Here is a 17,400-nt window from a genome sequence, read left to right on the forward strand (position 1 = left end):
GAGGGCGGCGACTCCAGCGGGAACAGCGCGAGCTGAAGACCCTGGACTGAGCGAAGCGAGGGAAGCGGCTGAAGCCGTGCCCGCGGAAAGCGTCCGCCCGAAGCGTAAATCAACATTATTAATAGAAAAAAACTAAGTGATAGGGGATATGCAAGTCACATTACCCCAATATTTGATTTAGAACCTATTTTTTGAACCTGTCTGGGAAATCTGTTATCCAGCCATCGATATATGGAGGTGGTTGCTGAGTGATTGCCTCTTTACCGGTAACTCCATAGACCCTCAACTTTTTTCCGCTAGCGACCATTTCCCCTATATACGGTTCCTTCAACAAACGTTTATGGAAGTTGAAGCCATCTGCGAAATCATACTTCTCCAGGCAATTCCAATCAGTCGTTGTTCTTTTTGCTAACAATGCAGTTTCAATAGAAGGTTCTATCGCTTTTGCTCTTCGAAGTATTTCCGGATCGAATGAAGACAAATGGACGCTATCGGATAGCATGGCCATACCGATGATTTTATGCAACGTTTCCGGCCTCTCGGAAACGGTCTCTTTCAACTCGATATTTAAAGCCAGTCGTTTTAATTCGCAGAACGAAACGACTTCCTGCAATGTTGGTATGCGATGACCTTTAATAAGCCTAAAGAATTTATTGCCGATGTTTATACGTTGCAATTCACTGAAATGTAGATTTGAAACGCGCTTCCGGATTCCGGAAATTCTGTAAAGATCCATATCATGAACTACGACAGGCACTCCGTCGGCTGTCAATTGAACATCCAATTCAATTCCGTCAGCTTGCATCCTTGCAGCTTCTTTGAATGCCTGCATGGTATTTTCAAAACAGACACCAGAAGCGCCCCTATGCGCGAATACCATCGGGCTAGACATTAAGTGTTTTGTCGACAACTTCGAAGACACCTTTCGTTGGTTTATTCAGCAAACTGGATTTAGACCCGATTTGAATAATGACACCTGGATATGCTTCATGTGAAACTTCAATCTGAGGAGGCTTGGCAGTTTTGATTTTGTAAAGTCCGACCTGGATTTCCCGGTCGAGTTCAAACATCTTATCCCTCCCCGCTTGTAGGGTCTTATGCAACTTATCATATGCATCAGCCTGCTCTCCATGCAATTGGTTTGATAGCCCGTTATCAAGCATCGACAATTGCGTTTCAAGATGCCCGATGTTTTTTTGTATTTTCTTCAATTCCACAGCCATTTGTTGTATTTCAAGGTAGATAAGATCTTTATCGATTCCTTTGGCATACAAATGGGTCATCCTTTCATGGGCATTGCCAGCGAATGCACACTCAATCCTGAAAAGCGCTTCAATACGGCCGCCAATAATTCTGCCTTTTCCTTTATCAACCATAACCGTTTCGCCGACTACGTCTGAGCCCAAAACATATGACCCGACATGGATGTTTTTTGCGAATAGTCTGCAATTGTTTGCGTGCTTTATGTATATATCACCACTTGCTTCTATCACAGAAATGTCCCCACCGAATACTCCGCCCTTAATATAAAGATCCCCTTCGGATGAACATATTTCCTTGGCATTCGTTACACCTTCGTTACCCTCTATGGAAATATCTCCTGTTGCATTGACAGAATAGCCCGACATGACCGTTCCATAGACTGTAACCGACCCGTCAAATGTGATGGAACCCGTTTCAGGGCCTACATCCCCGTTAATGATCAAGTGTTTTCCGACGCCGACAATATCATCGACAAATTCCAGCGCACCGCCGAATAATGCACGAAGTACAAATTTCTCCTGCTCTTCCACTTCCACTACTGATTTCCGGTCATATCGAAGCTTAGCATCGCTACCCCGCATTGCGGCAACAGTATTCCCGAAAATATCCTTGCCAGGTTTACCATCTGTAGGCGGAATTCTTTCGCCTAACCAATCGCCTTCCTCAACATGTGTGACAAAATTCATTTCATAGTAATCTGCTAAACCATCTTCACGGATAACAGGCTTTTTTTCCGGTTTTTCTATATATGTAATTATAGCATCCGCGCCCTTCTCGGGTTCCCGTCCAACTGCAGCCACAATAGCAATCCCCGGATACAAATCTTCTTCTGACAACTCAATTATGCCAAAGACGATACCGGAGTCTTGCAGTGATTTTTCAATCAGGTTGAGCAATCGATGTTGCTCCGATTGAAATTCTGTTATTGTCATATTCAGAACAACTTCAGTTTTCATAAGATCCGGATGAACCATCACTTCAATCAAAGGTAAATAGTAGCCGATTTTATGTCCATCCCCAATTTCCGTCAGTGCTTTTCTCAATGCTGGAAAGGATGCAATTTTAATTCTTGGGTTTTGGTTGGTAATCATGTCAAACGATTTTAAAGGAAAACCGGTCTTTTTCAAGTCGATTACTACATCTTCCTCTATCACGTATAAATCAAAAAAGTCATTTTGAACTAGCAATTCGACACCCCGTTTTCTCATCTATCCTTCTTTCATTATAAAGTTTAAACAATATTTCTACAATAGACAGATAAAAAACACCGCAAATTTACGGTGTTTAATGAGGTAGCTATTTAATGATGCCGGTTAGCTTGCTATATGTTCAAGACGGATTTTATCTGCAATCATTGCTATGAACTCACTGTTCGTCGGCTTGCTCTTCAAATGATGGACTGTATAGCCGAATGTTTTTGAAATGACATCGTAATTCCCCCGGTTCCAAGCAACTTCAATCGCATGCCGAATTGCCCTTTCCACCCGAGAAGGGGTTGTTTTGTACTTCTCTGCAATGTCCGGATAAAGGATTTTGGTTACGGATCCAAGCAGGTCGACATCGGTGTAGACCATTTGAATCGCTTCTCTTAAAAATGCATATCCTTTAATGTGCGCAGGGACTCCGATTTCTTTAATGATCGATGTAATCGTAGTATCAAGAGCACGCTGTGTCATCGTTGTGTCCGCTTCCACCTGTTTGTGAACGGTTGGCCTTGAAGGTTTTGCCGTACCTGAGATTTGGAAGATTTGAGATATCAAGCGGTCAAATTCGAATGGTTTTAACATAAAATAGGATGCGCCTAAGCTACCTGCCTGCGCCATGACATCCTCTTGCCCGAATGCAGTCAACATGATAATATGCATATCGGCTAATGCTGGATCCTTCTTTATCGTATCCAATACCGCAATTCCATCCAAGTGTGGCATAATGATATCCAGAAGCAGCAAATCAGGTTTATTCTCCTGCAACATTGAGAGACATACCTTGCCGTTATGTGCTGTCCAAATGACTTCCAATTCCGGATGCTGCTCGAAATATGCATTCATCGTGTTCACCAATTCTTTATTATCGTCCGCTATTGCAATCCTTACTTTCCCCATCCCATTTTCCCCCTACTCGTTTTTCATCCCTGCCATTATTCTCCATGATTCTATTATTCACATGAAATCTAATTGCTGTAAAGGAAAATTTCGACAAACATTCGAACAATCCTTCTGTTTTCCGAAAAATGAAACTTAAGGATTACGGTTTCGTCATTATTCGACGAAATTCAATAAAAGAAACCGACCCAGGTTTCGGATCGGTTTTTCTTCATTTTCGTTTTTCTCCGTCACGCATTGTGACTAAAAATAAGCCTGCGCCTTTTTTCGGTTCATCGACAAACATATGAGTGACCGCGCCGACAAACTTTCCGTTCTGAATGACGGGACTTCCACTCATGCCTTGTAAAATTCCACCAGTGGCTTCCAGCAATTTCGCATCGGTTAAAACGAAATGGAACTGCTCCTCTTCAATGTCAGTGATTTGGATGGAGAACTTTTCGACTTCGGTCCCTTTTACTGTCGTAAAAATTTCCGCTGCCCCTGCTTGTAATTCCGCGGGCTGCATAATTTCGAGTGGTTCAGCCAACACTTTCTTATAAGCATCGTTCCACGCTCCGAAAATCCCATAAACCCCATTAGTCCTGATTGTTCCCAAATATTCTTCATCTTCTACGATGGAGGAGATTTTATATCCTGGAGAGCCTGGTATACTTTTCTTTATCTGTTCAATTTCCGAAAGGTATATCGCGCCATTTTTAAATGGTGGTGGTGATTTCAAGGAGCTGTCAACAATTTGATGGCCGAGGGCTCCATACGTGCCGCTTTGAGGATCGACGTATGTCAGTGTCCCGGTACCTTCCGTTCGGTCTTTAAGAAAAGGCAGGAGGCGTTTTACAGCATCCTTTTCCGCCAACACCTCAACTGATGTACCTTTCCGACTGATATTCATGTGGATTTTTTCTTTTTTCACTTTCATCATGATGTGTTCGAAATCGCCGAGACTCACGATGTCAGTTCCGTTAAGCCGGATAATGGAATCGCCAGCCTTCAGCCATTGCTCGTTATTAACCAGTACATCATTCGTGACGAAAATGCCCGATAAATCCATTTGAATACCAATTGAATGGCCCATCGGAATAACTTTGTCACCGGAAGAAGCCGAAACTTCATTTTGGATCGGCAGGAAATTCAAAAGCGTGGCAAACGAAACGGATAACATCAGTCGTTTACTCCATCCCATGATTCACCTCCTCAGATGAAAGATACTATTGGTATGTCCGTTCAGATGAATCTTATGAAAGGTTAAATCATGTAAAAAAACGCATACTTGTTGTATGCGCTTAAATGCGGAAAGTCGTTTTTCTTTCGTCTGCCATTGACAGTAATTCATCAGCATGCTGCAACGTCAGTTCAGTTATTTCTGCACCCGACAGCATCCTTGATAATTCTTTCGTTCTTTCCAGGTCAGTGATTTCAGCAACCGCTGTCGTTGTCCGGTTCGACTTCACTTCTTTTCGGATGAGCAAGTGGTGGTCAGCCATTGCAGCGACTTGAGGCAGGTGGGATATGCAAAGCACTTGTGAATGAGTGGCGACCATCGCAATTTTATCTGCAATCGCTTGAGCGACCCGTCCACTTACCCCCGTATCGACTTCATCGAAAATAATTGAAGTTACCCCTTGATGCTTGGAAAAAATTGTTTTCAATGCCAACATGATCCGCGATAATTCGCCACCGGATGCAATTTTAACTAAAGGTTTCAACGGTTCTCCCAGATTTGTTGAAATGAGGAAAACAACTTCATCAAAGCCATTACTGTCAAAACTGCCGGATGCTTTTCGTGTGATCGATACATTGAAGGTGGATTTTTCCATATGTAGCTCTTTCAATTGCTGCATAATTGCATCTTGCAGACGGAGAGCTGATTCTTGTCGGATAATAGATAGTTCATTCGCTTCCACTTCTAGATCTTTTTCAAGTTGGATGAGTTTTTCCTGTTCTTGGCCAAGACGTTCATCCCGATTGAGCAATTGATCTAGATCATCTGCAATCTTTTCCCGATAAATGAGAATATCCTCGATCGTGGCACCATACTTGCGCTTTAGTGATACGAGCATTGCCAATCGATCTTCAACAATTGGTAATCTCGTTGGATCGTACTCCATTCGGTCAATGATGTTTTTCAATTCATGTGCAGTATCTTGCAATGAGTAGAAACTTGATGAAATGATCTCCGAATGGGATTCCAGTTCTTTGTCCACAGAGGCGGCATCTTCCAAATCACTCATTGCCGACCCCACCCAATCCAATGCATGATTGTCACCGCTGATCGACTCATAAGCGGTATTCAGACGTTCAAAGATCCTATTGAAGTGTTGAAGTTTCATTTTTTCCTCTTCGAGCTCTTCCTCTTCACCGATGATCAGCTCTGCATTGTCGATCTCTTTTAATTGGAAAGAATAGAGATCGATTCGTTGTGCTACTTGCTGTTCATTTTCATTAGCCGTTTCGAGCCTACGCTTCAATTTCATATATTGACTGTAAATATCCGAATAATTACGGTGGGCTTCAGCCAGATCCACTCCAGCGAATTGATCGAGCAGATGGATATGCCGCTTTTCATGCATCAATTCTTGATTGTCGTGTTGGCCGTGAATATCGATCAATTGAGAACCGATTTCTCTTAAGCTTGCAATCGTCACTAGTTTGCCATTGACCCGGCACGTCGTTTTTCCACTTGCGTTCAAATCGCGTCGGAGAATAATTATACCATCCTCGCAATCAATGCCGAATTCAGTTAGTTTTTTAAAGACAGGATGATTCTCATCATCGATTGTGAACATCCCTTCCAGTTCGGCTTTTTTTGCACCGTGACGAATGAATTCCTGCGACCCTCTTGCTCCAGCAAGGAGCTGAACGGCATCAATGATTATGGATTTACCGGCGCCTGTTTCTCCAGTCAGAACGGTCAAGCCTTCTTCAAAAGTCACTTCGAGATGCTCTATTATCGCGAAATTATGAATGGAAATCTCACCTAACATTCAAACACGCACCTCCTCCATCGAATCGAACATTCAGCTTAAATGAGCGCCAACAGTCTTTCTTTCACTTCAACTGTTAGGGACTCATCCCTGCAAATGATCATGCACGTATCATCTCCGCAAATTGTCCCAAGCATTTCATCCCATCCTAAGTTATCAATCAAGGAACCGACTGCATGCGCATTTCCAGGCAACGTTTTCAGAATTATGAAGTGACTTGCACTATCAATACCTATGAATGCATCTGTTAACATACGACGAAGCTTTTCTTCGGTATTGAATCTATGGACGGGCGGCAAACTATATTTATAACGACCGTCAGGCAATGGGACCTTGATGAGATGCAATTCTTTAATGTCACGGGACACTGTAGCTTGTGTCACGTCCACTCCGGCGTTCTTCAATTTATCAACAAGTTGATCCTGTGTTTCAACTTCCTCATTTGTAATAATATCCCGGATACGAAGATGCCGTTGTCCTTTATTCAATACAATACCTCCCATGCTTACCATCACACCTTTCTATTTAAAATCATGTCAATACTTCATACGCTTCAGTGATTAAAGCACCGAAAGCTAATTCATCATAAGAATTGACCGGGTCTTCCTTCGATTGCAAATGGAAGAGAAACTCGATATTTCCTTCCCCGCCAGTAACCGGGGAAAAAGAAATGCCGCGTAAAGAAAATCCATTCATCGTGGATGAAGCCGCTATCTTTTGCAAGACTTCCAAATGAACGGCCCTCTCCTTCACAATCCCTTTCTTCCCCACCTTATCTTTCCCCGCTTCGAACTGAGGTTTGACGAGAGCAACGACATCTCCACCATCGGCAATTATTCGTTTCAGCGGGGGCAGTATCAATGTAAGTGATATGAAAGAGACGTCAATCGTGGCGACTTGAGGCGTCCCTTTCGTGAAGTTTTCGGGAGTCGCATGTCTGAAATTGGTTTTCTCCATGACGGTAACACGCTCATCACTTCGTATTTTCCAAGCAAGCTGGTTTGTCCCGACATCTAGTGCATAGCAATGTTTCGCTCCATTTTGTAAAGCGCAATCCGTAAAACCGCCCGTAGAAGAACCTATGTCCAAAACAATCTTATCTTGTACGGATATATCGAAAACTTCGAGAGCCTTTTCAAGCTTTAAGCCGCCTCGGCTCACATATTTCAATGCGGATCCTTTTACCGACAACGGAGCGTCTATCTTGATTTTCTCACCGGGCTTTTCTAATCTCGTTTCTGCAGAAAACACGATTCCTGCCATTATGGAACGCTTCGCCTGCTCCCTCGTTTCAACTAGCCCTCTTTGAACAAGGAGTACATCGACTCGCTCTTTTGGTTGACCGGTCGTCATACGATTTCCCTTTCTGCACGGGTCGTTCCTTTGACAGCCAGTTCTGTCGTCCTTATAACATTCTCTACCGTCAAATCGATTTCTTCAAACAGCTTATCGACACTGCCGTGTTCTATAAATTCATCCGGAATACCGATTCGGCTAATGGAAACATTTGCAGAAACGTCATGTGCGTACTCCATGACAGCACTCCCGAACCCGCCTGCCAATGCTGCTTCTTCCACAGTAACAATCGGTTTGCCTGTACTGAATAACTGATCAAGCATTTCCGTATCCATCGGTTTGATGAATCTTGCGTTGACTACTTTCACATATATGCCTTTTTTCGCAAGTGTCTCGGCTGCATCCAACGCCATTGGAATAGTCGTCCCGAATGTCAAAATCGAGCCGTCCGCACCTTCGCGCAGTATTTCCCATGTACCAATAGGAATCGTTTTCAGCTTCTTGTCCATTACGACTCCTAGACCGTTCCCTCTTGGATATCTCATCGCAATAGGACCGTCATCATACTCCAGAGCAGTCTTCACCATATGCTGTCCTTCATTCTCATCTTTCGGCATCATAATCACAAGATTTGGCATATGTCGTAAAAATGAAATATCATACACACCATGGTGAGTTTCTCCATCCGCACCAACGAGTCCTGCACGATCTATGCCGATAAAGACGTTCAACTTCTGTCTAGTTATATCATGAAGCATTTGATCATATGCCCGTTGCAGGAACGTCGAGTATATGGCCAAGAACGGCTTCATCCCTTGGGTTGCCAATCCTGCTGCCATCGTTGTGGCATGCTGTTCAGCAATTCCCACATCAAAAAACCGGTCCGGAAATTCAGCCGCGAAGGACTCCAGTTTGGATCCTACGGGCATAGCCGGAGTAATGGCTGCTATCCGTTTATCTTCCCTGGCGATTGTTCTGACGGTTTCAGCCACTAATCCGCTCCATGACGGTGCAGTCGTATTTGATTTCACGAAATCGCCCGTTTCTATCTTATAAGGGCCGGTTCCATGCCAGGTTCCGATTTTATCATTTTCTGCAGGAGTGTATCCTTTTCCTTTTTTCGTAATAACGTGTAGCAGGACAGGACCTTCAACCTTCTTGGCATACTGAAGATTGCGTTCCAGATCATTGAAGTCATGTCCATCGATAGGTCCCAGATACGTAAATCCAAGCTCTTCGAAAAACACTCCGGAAACAAGCAGATACTTCAAGCTATCCTTCACTCGTTCAGCAGCAGCAGCCACTTTGCCGCCGACTGCAGGGATCTTTTTCAAAATATATTCTAATTCATCTTTCACGCTATTGTATTTCCCGGCAGTCCTTAACTTGCCAAGGATATCATGAAGCGCTCCGACGTTCGGCGCGATTGACATTTCGTTATCATTTAAGATAACAATCATATTTGTCTTCAGGTGGCCGATATGATTCAATGCCTCCAAAGCCATGCCGCCCGTCAATGCACCATCGCCGATGATCGGAATAACATGGTTCGAGCCGCCTTGCATATCTCTTGCAGCAGCCATTCCCATTGCAGCGGACAGGGATGTGGAACTATGTCCTGTTTCCCATACATCGTGTTCACTTTCGGACATTTTCGGGAAGCCGCTCAGACCTTTATATTGGCGGAGCGTGCCGAATTGACCGGCTCGACCCGTCAAGATTTTATGCACATATGCTTGATGCCCGACATCCCAGATGAATTTATCTTTTGGGCTGTCGAAAAGCTTGTGCAAGACAATCGTTAATTCGACAACTCCCAAGTTCGGACCGATATGACCACCTGTCACAGACAGGTTTCCAATTAGAAATTTCCGGATTTCTTTCGCCAATTCCGTCATGTTTTCTTTATCAAGTTGCTTCAGAAAAGACGGATTTGTAATTTTAGTGAGATCCACTACTATCACACACCTTCATAAATTATTGCCACGTAAGTCCAAGTAATGTTTTCATTATAACAAGAAGGCTCTTCAATAGGAACTATTGGACCATAATCCGGACAACGGGTTTTTCAAACCAAAGGAATATCAAACATCTCTTTGGACGATATAATCAGCAAAAAGTTTTAGCATCGAGTTTTCTTTCTTTAAAAAAGCCAAGCTTGCCGTTGCATCCAAGTGATACTTTTCCAGCTGTTGTTGCGCCCCTTCAAGTCCCAAAAGGGAAGGATACGTTGACTTATCACTGGCAGCATCGCTATTCGCAGTCTTCCCCAGCTGTTCGGTCGTTGACGTGACGTCTAAAATGTCGTCCTTGATCTGGAAAGCCAATCCGATGTTCTTCGCATATTTGCGAAGCAGTTCCAACTCGGCATCTTCTGCATCGGATAGAACAGCACCTGCTTCTATACAGAATGACAATAAAGCGCCTGTCTTATGCAGATGGACTTTTTCAAGATCCTGCAGCGATAATACTGCCGTCTCCCCTTCCATATCCAACACTTGACCGCCTACCATTCCATTCGCGCCAGAAGCATCCGCCAACAGAGCGACCAATCTGATAACTTGCTTGGGCGACGTATGTTCCAGGGAAGCTAATATCCCGAAGGCCCTCGTTTGCAAGGCATCTCCGGCAAGAACAGCTGTCGCTTCGCCGTATACTTTATGGTTCGTCGGTTTGCCCCTTCTGAAGTCATCATCGTCCATGCTAGGCAGATCATCGTGGATGAGAGAGTATGTATGGATGAGTTCAGCAGCACATGCCACTTTAAGCGCGTCCGCGGATTCTTTCCCGAAATCGGCAAGGACTGCCAGGACGAGAAGAGGACGAATCCTTTTACCGCCTGCATTCACTGAATAGAGCATGGATTCCTTCAATGAAGATGGGGCATTTTCCAAGTCTATCAACCGATTCAATTCCGCATCGATCAGTGGTGCTTTTTCTGAAATGAATACCTGCAGCCGTTTATCCATTCGAATCCCGACCTTTGGATGGATCGAAAGGAGTCGACTGCCCATTATTATCTATGATTGAGATTAACTGCTTTTCCGCATCCTGCAATTTCCCATGACAATAAGCGGATAGCTCCATACCTTGCTTGTATAATGTGATAGCGTCCTCTAACGGAACGTCACCCGCTTCCAATTTTTGAACAATGCCTTCCAATTTCGACATTGCTTCTTCAAATCGTAGTGTTTCTTCGCTCATTTAACTTTCCTCCCCGTCCTTCATCGTGATTGATTTGATTTCAGACTCTACAGTCCCGTCTTGCATACGGACTTGCAACGTCTCTCCAATTTCTAGTCCGATAACGGAATTAGTGACCGTTCCTTCTTTATAGATGATTGAAAATCCGCGTTCCATTACTTCCAACGGATTTAGCGCTTTCAGCATCCTGATCGCTGAATTGAATTGTTCGGCCTTGTTGCGCAAATCATTTTGCATTGACCTCTTCATTCTTTCGGTTAATAACGAAAGATTTCGATCTTCCTCTTTAATCCGCTGCAGCGGAGTATAAAATGAGAGCATCCTATCCAATCGGTGATGGTCCGCTTTCCTATTCGCGGTCAGTTCATTTCTGCTCCTGAGAAGCCTGTCATCCAGCCCGCTCAATTTTTCAGTGAATGGCCGGTAAAGCCTCTCCGGGAATTGCAATGGATACGATTGCTGGTATGTGGTTAAACGCTTGCGTTCATGCTTGATTTGATTCGAAAGTGAAATGTAAAGGGAGCGCTTCCGTTCCAATACCCTCTCAAATAACTCTTCCCTTGAAGGAACCGCCAATTCAGCGGCCGCAGTTGGAGTCGGTGCCCTCATATCGGCTACAAAATCAGCGATTGTTGTATCCGTTTCATGGCCGACAGCACTTATAATAGGAATCCTGCAAGAAAATATTGCCCTAGCAACCGCCTCTTCATTAAAAGCCCAAAGGTCTTCTATGGAGCCGCCGCCTCGTCCTAGGATTAACACATCGATCGAACCATGTGATTCCGCTAGCTCCAACGCCTGCACAATAGAAGGGACGGCTTGAGGTCCTTGCACGATTGCCGGAAACAGGCAAATATCGGCTAATGGATAACGCCTTTGTAATGTGGAACAGATATCACGGATCGCTGCACCTGACTGGGCGGTGATGACCCCTATCTTATTTGGCAAGCTAGGCAGCGGTTGTTTCCAACGCGCATCGAATAATCCTTCTTTCGCAAGCGTTTTTTTCAGTTGTTCATAAGCCAGATATAACGCCCCGACGCCGTCTGGCTGCATTGTTTGGACATACAGCTGATATTGACCGCTTGATTCGTAAACATTCACGTCCCCTGTGATCAGGACATTCATTCCTTCTTCAGGTTTGAACTTCAATGTTCCTGCAGCTGAACGGAACATGGCGGACTGCATTCTGCTTTTATCATCTTTCAACGTAAAGTAAATATGCCCGCTTGGGTGGATTTTCACATTGGAAAGTTCGCCTTTCACAAATACATTTCTTAAATAAGGATCGGCTTCGAATTTACGTTTTATGTATTTTGTCAATGAATGCACGGAAAGATACACATTTTCACTCAATAACTTCACCCCCGGAAATTCAGACGTATAGAAACGCTGTCTTTCCTATGAAAAACAGCGTAGCTCTTCGTTTTATGATTAATTAAGGCGGGTACCCAAAATCCGTTTACCCTCCGTTATTGCGACTTGCCTTCTTGGCATGCCGATTCGGCACTTTGCAATGTGTTTTTCAAAAGCATCGTAATGGTCATCGGACCGACACCGCCTGGAACAGGAGTGATGGCAGAAGCGACAGTCTTCGCTTTCTCAAAATCGACGTCCCCGCATAATTTGCCGTTTTCATCACGATTCATACCGACATCAATGACAACTGCACCCTCTTTAATATGTTCGTCCGTTACAAATTTTGCCCGACCGATGGCAACGATCAAAATATCAGCCTGTTTTGTAAATGACGGAAGGTCCTTTGTTCTTGAATGGCAGTATGTCACTGTAGCGTCTTTTTGAAGCAGAAGTTGTCCCATCGGTTTACCGACAATATTGCTTCTTCCGATTATAACAGCGTGCTTTCCTGCGATATCAACGCCGGAACGTTCCAACATTTCCATTATTCCGTGTGGGGTGCATGGAAGGAAGGTCTCTTGCCCGATCATCATCTTCCCGACATTTTGTGGATGGAATCCGTCTACATCCTTGCTTGGGTCAATCGCTTGGATTACAAGATCTTCATTAATATGCTCCGGCAAAGGCAATTGGACTAAAATGCCATGGATGGAATCATCGTTATTCAATTTATTGACATGTGCCAATAAATCCAGTTCAGTCACCGTTTTTGGTAATCTGATCAGTTCCGATTTCATGCCGGCTTCGACACTGGACTTCTCCTTGTTCTTCACATATGTTTGCGATGCGGGATCTTCTCCTACGAGGATGACTGCAAGACCAGGTTTGCAGCCGGATTCTACCAGAATGCCGACCCCTTGCTTTATTTCCCCTCTGAGTTCTTTGCCGATCGCCACGCCATCTATAATTTTTGCGGTCATCCGATTTCCCTCCACTTTACAGTCTTATTTCTCTTCGAATTTCGATAGGACGCCATTGACAAAGCGACCTGACTTTTCATCTCCGAATTGCTTACATAGCTCGACTGCTTCGTTCAAGATGACTCTATGGGGCACGTCGTCATGATGCAGTAGTTCATAGACCGCCAATCTCAAAATCGTCCTTTCGATTTTCGGCAATCGGTCAAGCGACCAGTTTTCGAGCTTGCTTGACAATGCCTTGTCCACTTCGTCTCGATATTCAGTCGTCCCTTTGACGAGTGATTCATAGAAAGGGTCGATTGGCCGTTCCATTATATAAGTAATCGCTTCCTCAATCGACATTTCCGTATTGTCCAATTGAAAAAGCGTTTGGATAGCCTTTTCACGTGCTTCTCTTCGTTTCATTGTCTGTCTCCTCCACTACTGTGTCTCTTGGGCTTTATCATAGCATATTCACTTGACGAAGATATAGCAGGACAAGTTGAAAAGCACCATCCAATGGACGATGCTTTTCAGATCATTCTGATTCAGGAGATGTATCGAAATCGATGCCAGTTATATGGACATTCACTTCTTCCGTCTCGAGCGAAGTCATATTGTAAACAGCATGTCGGATCTGCCTTTGAATCTCCGTCGCTACAGTGGGGATCGAGTGGCCATATTGGACGACGCAATATACATCGATAACGAGTCTATCACCAGTCCAATCCGTCTTGACCCCTTTTCCATGGAACACCTTGCCGAACTTCTCCGCAACCCCTGTCGCGAAGTTGCCTTTCGTCGTTGCTACGCCGTCGACTTCGTTCGTTGCAATGCCGATGATAACTTCAAGCACTTCAGGAGCCAATTGAACACGGCCTAAAACCTCGTCTCCTTTTGAACTCTTTCCTGCGAATGAAGGATTTACCTTATCAGCCATTCCACTTCTCCTCCCTCTCCTATGCATTTCATGCCCGGACTAAACGTCTAAACTTTCTCTGCGCTAGCCGGGTTATCCATTTACTACATGACTGTATATTTCTCAAGGAACTTCGTATCAAAATCACCGGATTTGAACACTTCATGGTCCATCAAATTCAAATGGAAAGGAATCGTCGTATCGACACCCTCGATGATGAATTCGTCAAGTGCTCGTTTCATCCTTGCAACAGCTTCTTCGCGCGTATCAGCATGAACAATCAGCTTCGCCACCATGGAATCGTAAAACGGCGGAATCGTGTAACCCGTATACATTGCTGAATCGACCCTGACTCCAAAACCGCCGGGCGGCATGTACATTGTCACTTTTCCGGGTGAAGGCATGAAGTTTTTCGCCGGATTCTCTGCATTGATCCGGCACTCGATCGACCAACCGTTAATCTTGATATCCTTTTGACGATAAGCAAGCTTTTCACCCGCTGCGATCTTCAATTGCTGTTGAATCAGATCGATTCCAGTAATCATCTCGGTTACTGGATGCTCTACCTGAATACGTGTATTCATTTCCATAAAATAAAATTCCTGATTGATATGATCAAAGATGAATTCGACTGTTCCCGCGCCTCGGTAGTTTACAGCCTCAGCAGCTTTGACAGCGGCTTCCCCCATCTTTTCGCGCAGCTTCGGAGTAAGGGCTGGCGAAGGAGCTTCCTCTACGAGCTTTTGCATCCTTCGTTGAATGGAACAATCACGTTCCCCAAAATGGATCGTATTGCCGTGCTTATCTGCTAGGACTTGCACTTCAACATGCCTGAACTCTTCAATATACTTTTCAAGGTATACGCCGGGGTTTCCAAATGCTGCTGCAGCTTCTTTCTGCGTAATCTTAATACCTTTGGCCAATTCCTCTTCATCCCTGGCAACCCTGATCCCTTTGCCGCCACCGCCTGCAGTCGCTTTGATGATGACTGGGAAGCCAATCTCTTGTGCCACTTTCAGGCCTTCAATTTCATCTGCGACAATTCCGTCGGATCCTGGAACAATCGGAACGCCTGCTTGTTTCATCGTTTCCCTTGCCACGTCTTTTGTTCCCATTCGGGAAATCGCGTCAGCAGTCGGACCGATGAATTCAATATTAACTTCCTCACAAAGTTCCGCGAAGCTCGCATTTTCAGCGAGGAATCCATAACCCGGATGAATTCCATCACAACCTGTCAATTTGGCGATACTGATGATATTTGAAAAGTTCAAATAGCTGTCCTTCGAAAGTTTCGGTCCGATGCAATATGCTTCGTCTGCAAGTTCAACATGAAGTGCTTCCCGATCCGCTTCCGAATAGACCGCGACTGTTTGAATACCCATTTCTTTGCATGCCCGGATGATCCTTACCGCTATTTCGCCCCGGTTTGCTATTAATACTTTTTTCATTGTAGTTTGCCCCCTCACTTCTGTTTGACTAGGAAGAGAGGCTGTCCATATTCGACCAACTGACCATCTTCCACAAGTATCTCCACGATTTCTCCGGAAACTTCCGCTTCGATTTCATTGAATAGCTTCATTGCCTCAACAATACAAACAATTGAATCCGATTTGACAGAGTCGCCTGTTTGCACGTAAGGATCCGCTTCAGGAGATGAAGACTTGTAAAATGTCCCAACCATCGGAGAGGTTATCTTATGCAAAGATGGATCGTTTTCTGCAGCTGATGATTCTGTGGAAGGCTCTTTGCTCTCTTGTTTAGCAGGTGCTTGCTCTGACTGTTCCTTCTTCGTCTCTTGGACGGCAGGTTGAGCTTGCTGAACAGGCTCCTCTTTCCGTTGTTCTGCTTGTACTGGAACTTGGTGTGCACCATTCGCTTTTTCGAGCTTAATCTTTGTTCCTTCTGATTCGAATGTAAATTTTTCAATTGAAGATTGATCAATTAATTTAATGATTTCACGGATTTCTTGAATTTTCAACATGACAATTCTCCTGACTCATTTTTATTTACGTACCTCCTCCCTATTTTAGACGTTTTTCAAGCATATTGAAATAGATATACTGGATTTACTGTGAAATACGGTAAAATAAAAAGAAAAAGACCCATTTAGGGCCTCATTTAATCATTTTTCCATAAAGTCGACTTGGACGGTACGTGCATCTTCCCAACTCGTCAGTACATATTGTGTAATTTCCGCCGCCATTTTTGTGGAATGTCCGCCATCTTCCGCGATTACAGCCACACTTACCTTGCCATTATCTTTACGAACGAACGCTTCCGGATAGCCTAGTGCCTTTAATTGTGTTTCCATTAAATCTTCAGCAGATGTACGTTTGGTGAGTTCTGCCATTTCATCATACGCTGCGCTTTTTTCTTCAGCGGTCGTATCGGGAGATTGAACTTTAGTTAACAATTGATCCTTTAAGCTGCTTCTTTCATTTAACACTTGCATTCTCATTTCTTCAAACAACATAGAGTCTGCATAAACGGTTTTCGTTTCTCCTTCAACATCGCCCGGTTTTGAGACAGTTACTGCATCTTTATCACCGAAGATTGCCATTCCATCTAGAGACATCGGTGTTTCCTTCTTCAAATAGTAGATCGAGATGACCGCTACTAGACTTAGTAAAGTCAAGAACCATACTGTACGTTTATTCGCTTTCAACGTGTATCCCCCTTTTCATTTCTTCGACGACTATCCGATGTTCAGGCAACTGAAGAACCGTCGACAAGATTCTAGTTAATTCATTTTTCGTTTTAGGATTGTCCGCCCCTTCTGCAACGACTAAAACTCCCTGGAGCGGATTCTTTTTTACTGATGAGGACCCGGTGCCTGAAAAATATCCAGATAATGGGCTTGGTTCTTCTTGTTGATCGTAATGGAAATGGATGAATACTTCCCCAACCCCTTCGATCTTCATCAAAGCTTGTTCAAGCTGAGCTTCCTTCCGGCTCTCCTCCCCTTTCCCTTTCTCCCCTCCCATCGAACCAATCGTTGAATTGATGAAAATGATGAAAACCGCTAGCAGCGTTCCGATGAAGAGCATATGAACTTTTCGTTTTGGCTTTTGCATATGATCACCATCTCATCCCTTCGAGCCGGATATGGTTCGTGTTATCTATGATGCATATTATGCTTGTTCAGAAGAGGCTATGACCAAAAATTCTCGTTATGAAATGAATGATCCAAATTCCCATTGCCATTTTGACGAGTGGCAGGAATTCTTCCTCCTTCTCGGCCGGCAGCAATAATAGTAAAACGAAGGATGCTATTGTGATGAATAAAACGCCTGTCAGAAACTGCAGCATCCCAC

The 17,400-nt window shown here is 44.2% G+C and carries 19 protein-coding genes; all 19 read right to left on the bottom strand.

The window, feature by feature from the left end; translation table 11 throughout:
- Nucleotides 1-184: 184 nt before the first annotated feature.
- On the bottom strand, nucleotides 185-910 hold the full coding sequence (locus tag OC538_RS03535) for a glycerophosphodiester phosphodiesterase (protein ID WP_251694450.1): 726 nt from the start codon (nucleotides 908-910) through the stop codon (nucleotides 185-187).
- Complete coding sequence (locus OC538_RS03540; protein WP_251694449.1) at nucleotides 885-2,471, bottom strand: DUF342 domain-containing protein; 1,587 nt, start codon at nucleotides 2,469-2,471, stop codon at nucleotides 885-887. Before OC538_RS03540 ends, OC538_RS03535 begins: the two co-directional genes overlap by 26 nt.
- Before the next feature lie 105 nt (nucleotides 2,472-2,576).
- Complete coding sequence (gene spo0A, locus OC538_RS03545; protein ID WP_251694448.1) at nucleotides 2,577-3,365, bottom strand: sporulation transcription factor Spo0A; 789 nt, start codon at nucleotides 3,363-3,365, stop codon at nucleotides 2,577-2,579.
- Between the two features lie 211 nt (nucleotides 3,366-3,576).
- Nucleotides 3,577-4,548, bottom strand: a complete 972-nt coding sequence (locus tag OC538_RS03550) for a SpoIVB peptidase S55 domain-containing protein (RefSeq protein WP_251694447.1) — start codon at nucleotides 4,546-4,548, stop codon at nucleotides 3,577-3,579.
- A 100-nt stretch (nucleotides 4,549-4,648) separates the two neighbouring features.
- Nucleotides 4,649-6,349, bottom strand: coding sequence for a DNA repair protein RecN (recN, locus tag OC538_RS03555; protein WP_262173314.1), 1,701 nt, complete (start codon nucleotides 6,347-6,349; stop codon nucleotides 4,649-4,651).
- 38 nt (nucleotides 6,350-6,387) lie between these two features.
- Complete coding sequence (ahrC, locus tag OC538_RS03560; RefSeq protein WP_251694445.1) at nucleotides 6,388-6,837, bottom strand: transcriptional regulator AhrC/ArgR; 450 nt, start codon at nucleotides 6,835-6,837, stop codon at nucleotides 6,388-6,390.
- A 43-nt stretch (nucleotides 6,838-6,880) separates the two neighbouring features.
- Nucleotides 6,881-7,702 carry a TlyA family RNA methyltransferase gene (locus tag OC538_RS03565; protein WP_262173315.1) on the bottom strand — a complete coding sequence of 274 codons (822 nt, stop codon included), beginning with the start codon at nucleotides 7,700-7,702 and terminating at the stop codon, nucleotides 6,881-6,883.
- Nucleotides 7,699-9,600, bottom strand: a complete 1,902-nt coding sequence (gene dxs, locus OC538_RS03570; RefSeq protein ID WP_262173316.1) for a 1-deoxy-D-xylulose-5-phosphate synthase — start codon at nucleotides 9,598-9,600, stop codon at nucleotides 7,699-7,701. Before dxs ends, OC538_RS03565 begins: the two co-directional genes overlap by 4 nt.
- Before the next feature lie 129 nt (nucleotides 9,601-9,729).
- Nucleotides 9,730-10,614 carry a polyprenyl synthetase family protein gene (locus tag OC538_RS03575; protein WP_251694442.1) on the bottom strand — a complete coding sequence of 295 codons (885 nt, stop codon included), beginning with the start codon at nucleotides 10,612-10,614 and terminating at the stop codon, nucleotides 9,730-9,732.
- Entirely contained in the window at nucleotides 10,607-10,849 is a 243-nt protein-coding gene (locus tag OC538_RS03580; RefSeq protein ID WP_251694441.1) for an exodeoxyribonuclease VII small subunit, read from the bottom strand. The genes OC538_RS03575 and OC538_RS03580 overlap by 8 nt, the downstream gene beginning before the upstream one ends.
- Nucleotides 10,850-12,205: an exodeoxyribonuclease VII large subunit gene (gene xseA, locus OC538_RS03585; protein ID WP_251694440.1), complete on the bottom strand. Its 1,356-nt coding sequence runs from the start codon at nucleotides 12,203-12,205 to the stop codon at nucleotides 10,850-10,852.
- A 116-nt stretch (nucleotides 12,206-12,321) separates the two neighbouring features.
- Nucleotides 12,322-13,188: a bifunctional methylenetetrahydrofolate dehydrogenase/methenyltetrahydrofolate cyclohydrolase FolD gene (folD, locus tag OC538_RS03590; RefSeq protein ID WP_251694439.1), complete on the bottom strand. Its 867-nt coding sequence runs from the start codon at nucleotides 13,186-13,188 to the stop codon at nucleotides 12,322-12,324.
- Nucleotides 13,189-13,212: 24 nt separating this feature from the next.
- On the bottom strand, nucleotides 13,213-13,593 hold the full coding sequence (gene nusB, locus OC538_RS03595) for a transcription antitermination factor NusB (protein ID WP_251694438.1): 381 nt from the start codon (nucleotides 13,591-13,593) through the stop codon (nucleotides 13,213-13,215).
- A gap of 112 nt (nucleotides 13,594-13,705) precedes the next feature.
- Complete coding sequence (locus OC538_RS03600; protein ID WP_251694437.1) at nucleotides 13,706-14,107, bottom strand: Asp23/Gls24 family envelope stress response protein; 402 nt, start codon at nucleotides 14,105-14,107, stop codon at nucleotides 13,706-13,708.
- Between the two features lie 83 nt (nucleotides 14,108-14,190).
- Nucleotides 14,191-15,534, bottom strand: coding sequence for an acetyl-CoA carboxylase biotin carboxylase subunit (accC, locus tag OC538_RS03605; protein ID WP_251694436.1), 1,344 nt, complete (start codon nucleotides 15,532-15,534; stop codon nucleotides 14,191-14,193).
- Nucleotides 15,535-15,548: 14 nt separating this feature from the next.
- The gene (gene accB, locus OC538_RS03610; protein ID WP_251694435.1) at nucleotides 15,549-16,067 is read right to left on the bottom strand and encodes an acetyl-CoA carboxylase biotin carboxyl carrier protein; all 519 of its coding nucleotides are present in this window, start codon (nucleotides 16,065-16,067) and stop codon (nucleotides 15,549-15,551) included.
- 141 nt (nucleotides 16,068-16,208) lie between these two features.
- On the bottom strand, nucleotides 16,209-16,751 hold the full coding sequence (locus OC538_RS03615; RefSeq protein WP_251694434.1) for a SpoIIIAH-like family protein: 543 nt from the start codon (nucleotides 16,749-16,751) through the stop codon (nucleotides 16,209-16,211).
- Complete coding sequence (locus OC538_RS03620) at nucleotides 16,738-17,160, bottom strand: hypothetical protein (RefSeq protein WP_251694433.1); 423 nt, start codon at nucleotides 17,158-17,160, stop codon at nucleotides 16,738-16,740. The genes OC538_RS03615 and OC538_RS03620 overlap by 14 nt, the downstream gene beginning before the upstream one ends.
- 67 nt (nucleotides 17,161-17,227) lie before the next feature.
- Nucleotides 17,228-17,395 carry a hypothetical protein gene (locus tag OC538_RS03625; RefSeq protein ID WP_262173319.1) on the bottom strand — a complete coding sequence of 56 codons (168 nt, stop codon included), beginning with the start codon at nucleotides 17,393-17,395 and terminating at the stop codon, nucleotides 17,228-17,230.
- Nucleotides 17,396-17,400: the final 5 nt, after the last annotated feature.

This window comes from Saccharococcus sp. Marseille-Q5394, assembly GCF_946901335.1.
Classification (GTDB): domain Bacteria; phylum Bacillota; class Bacilli; order Bacillales_A; family Planococcaceae; genus Sporosarcina; species Sporosarcina luteola_C.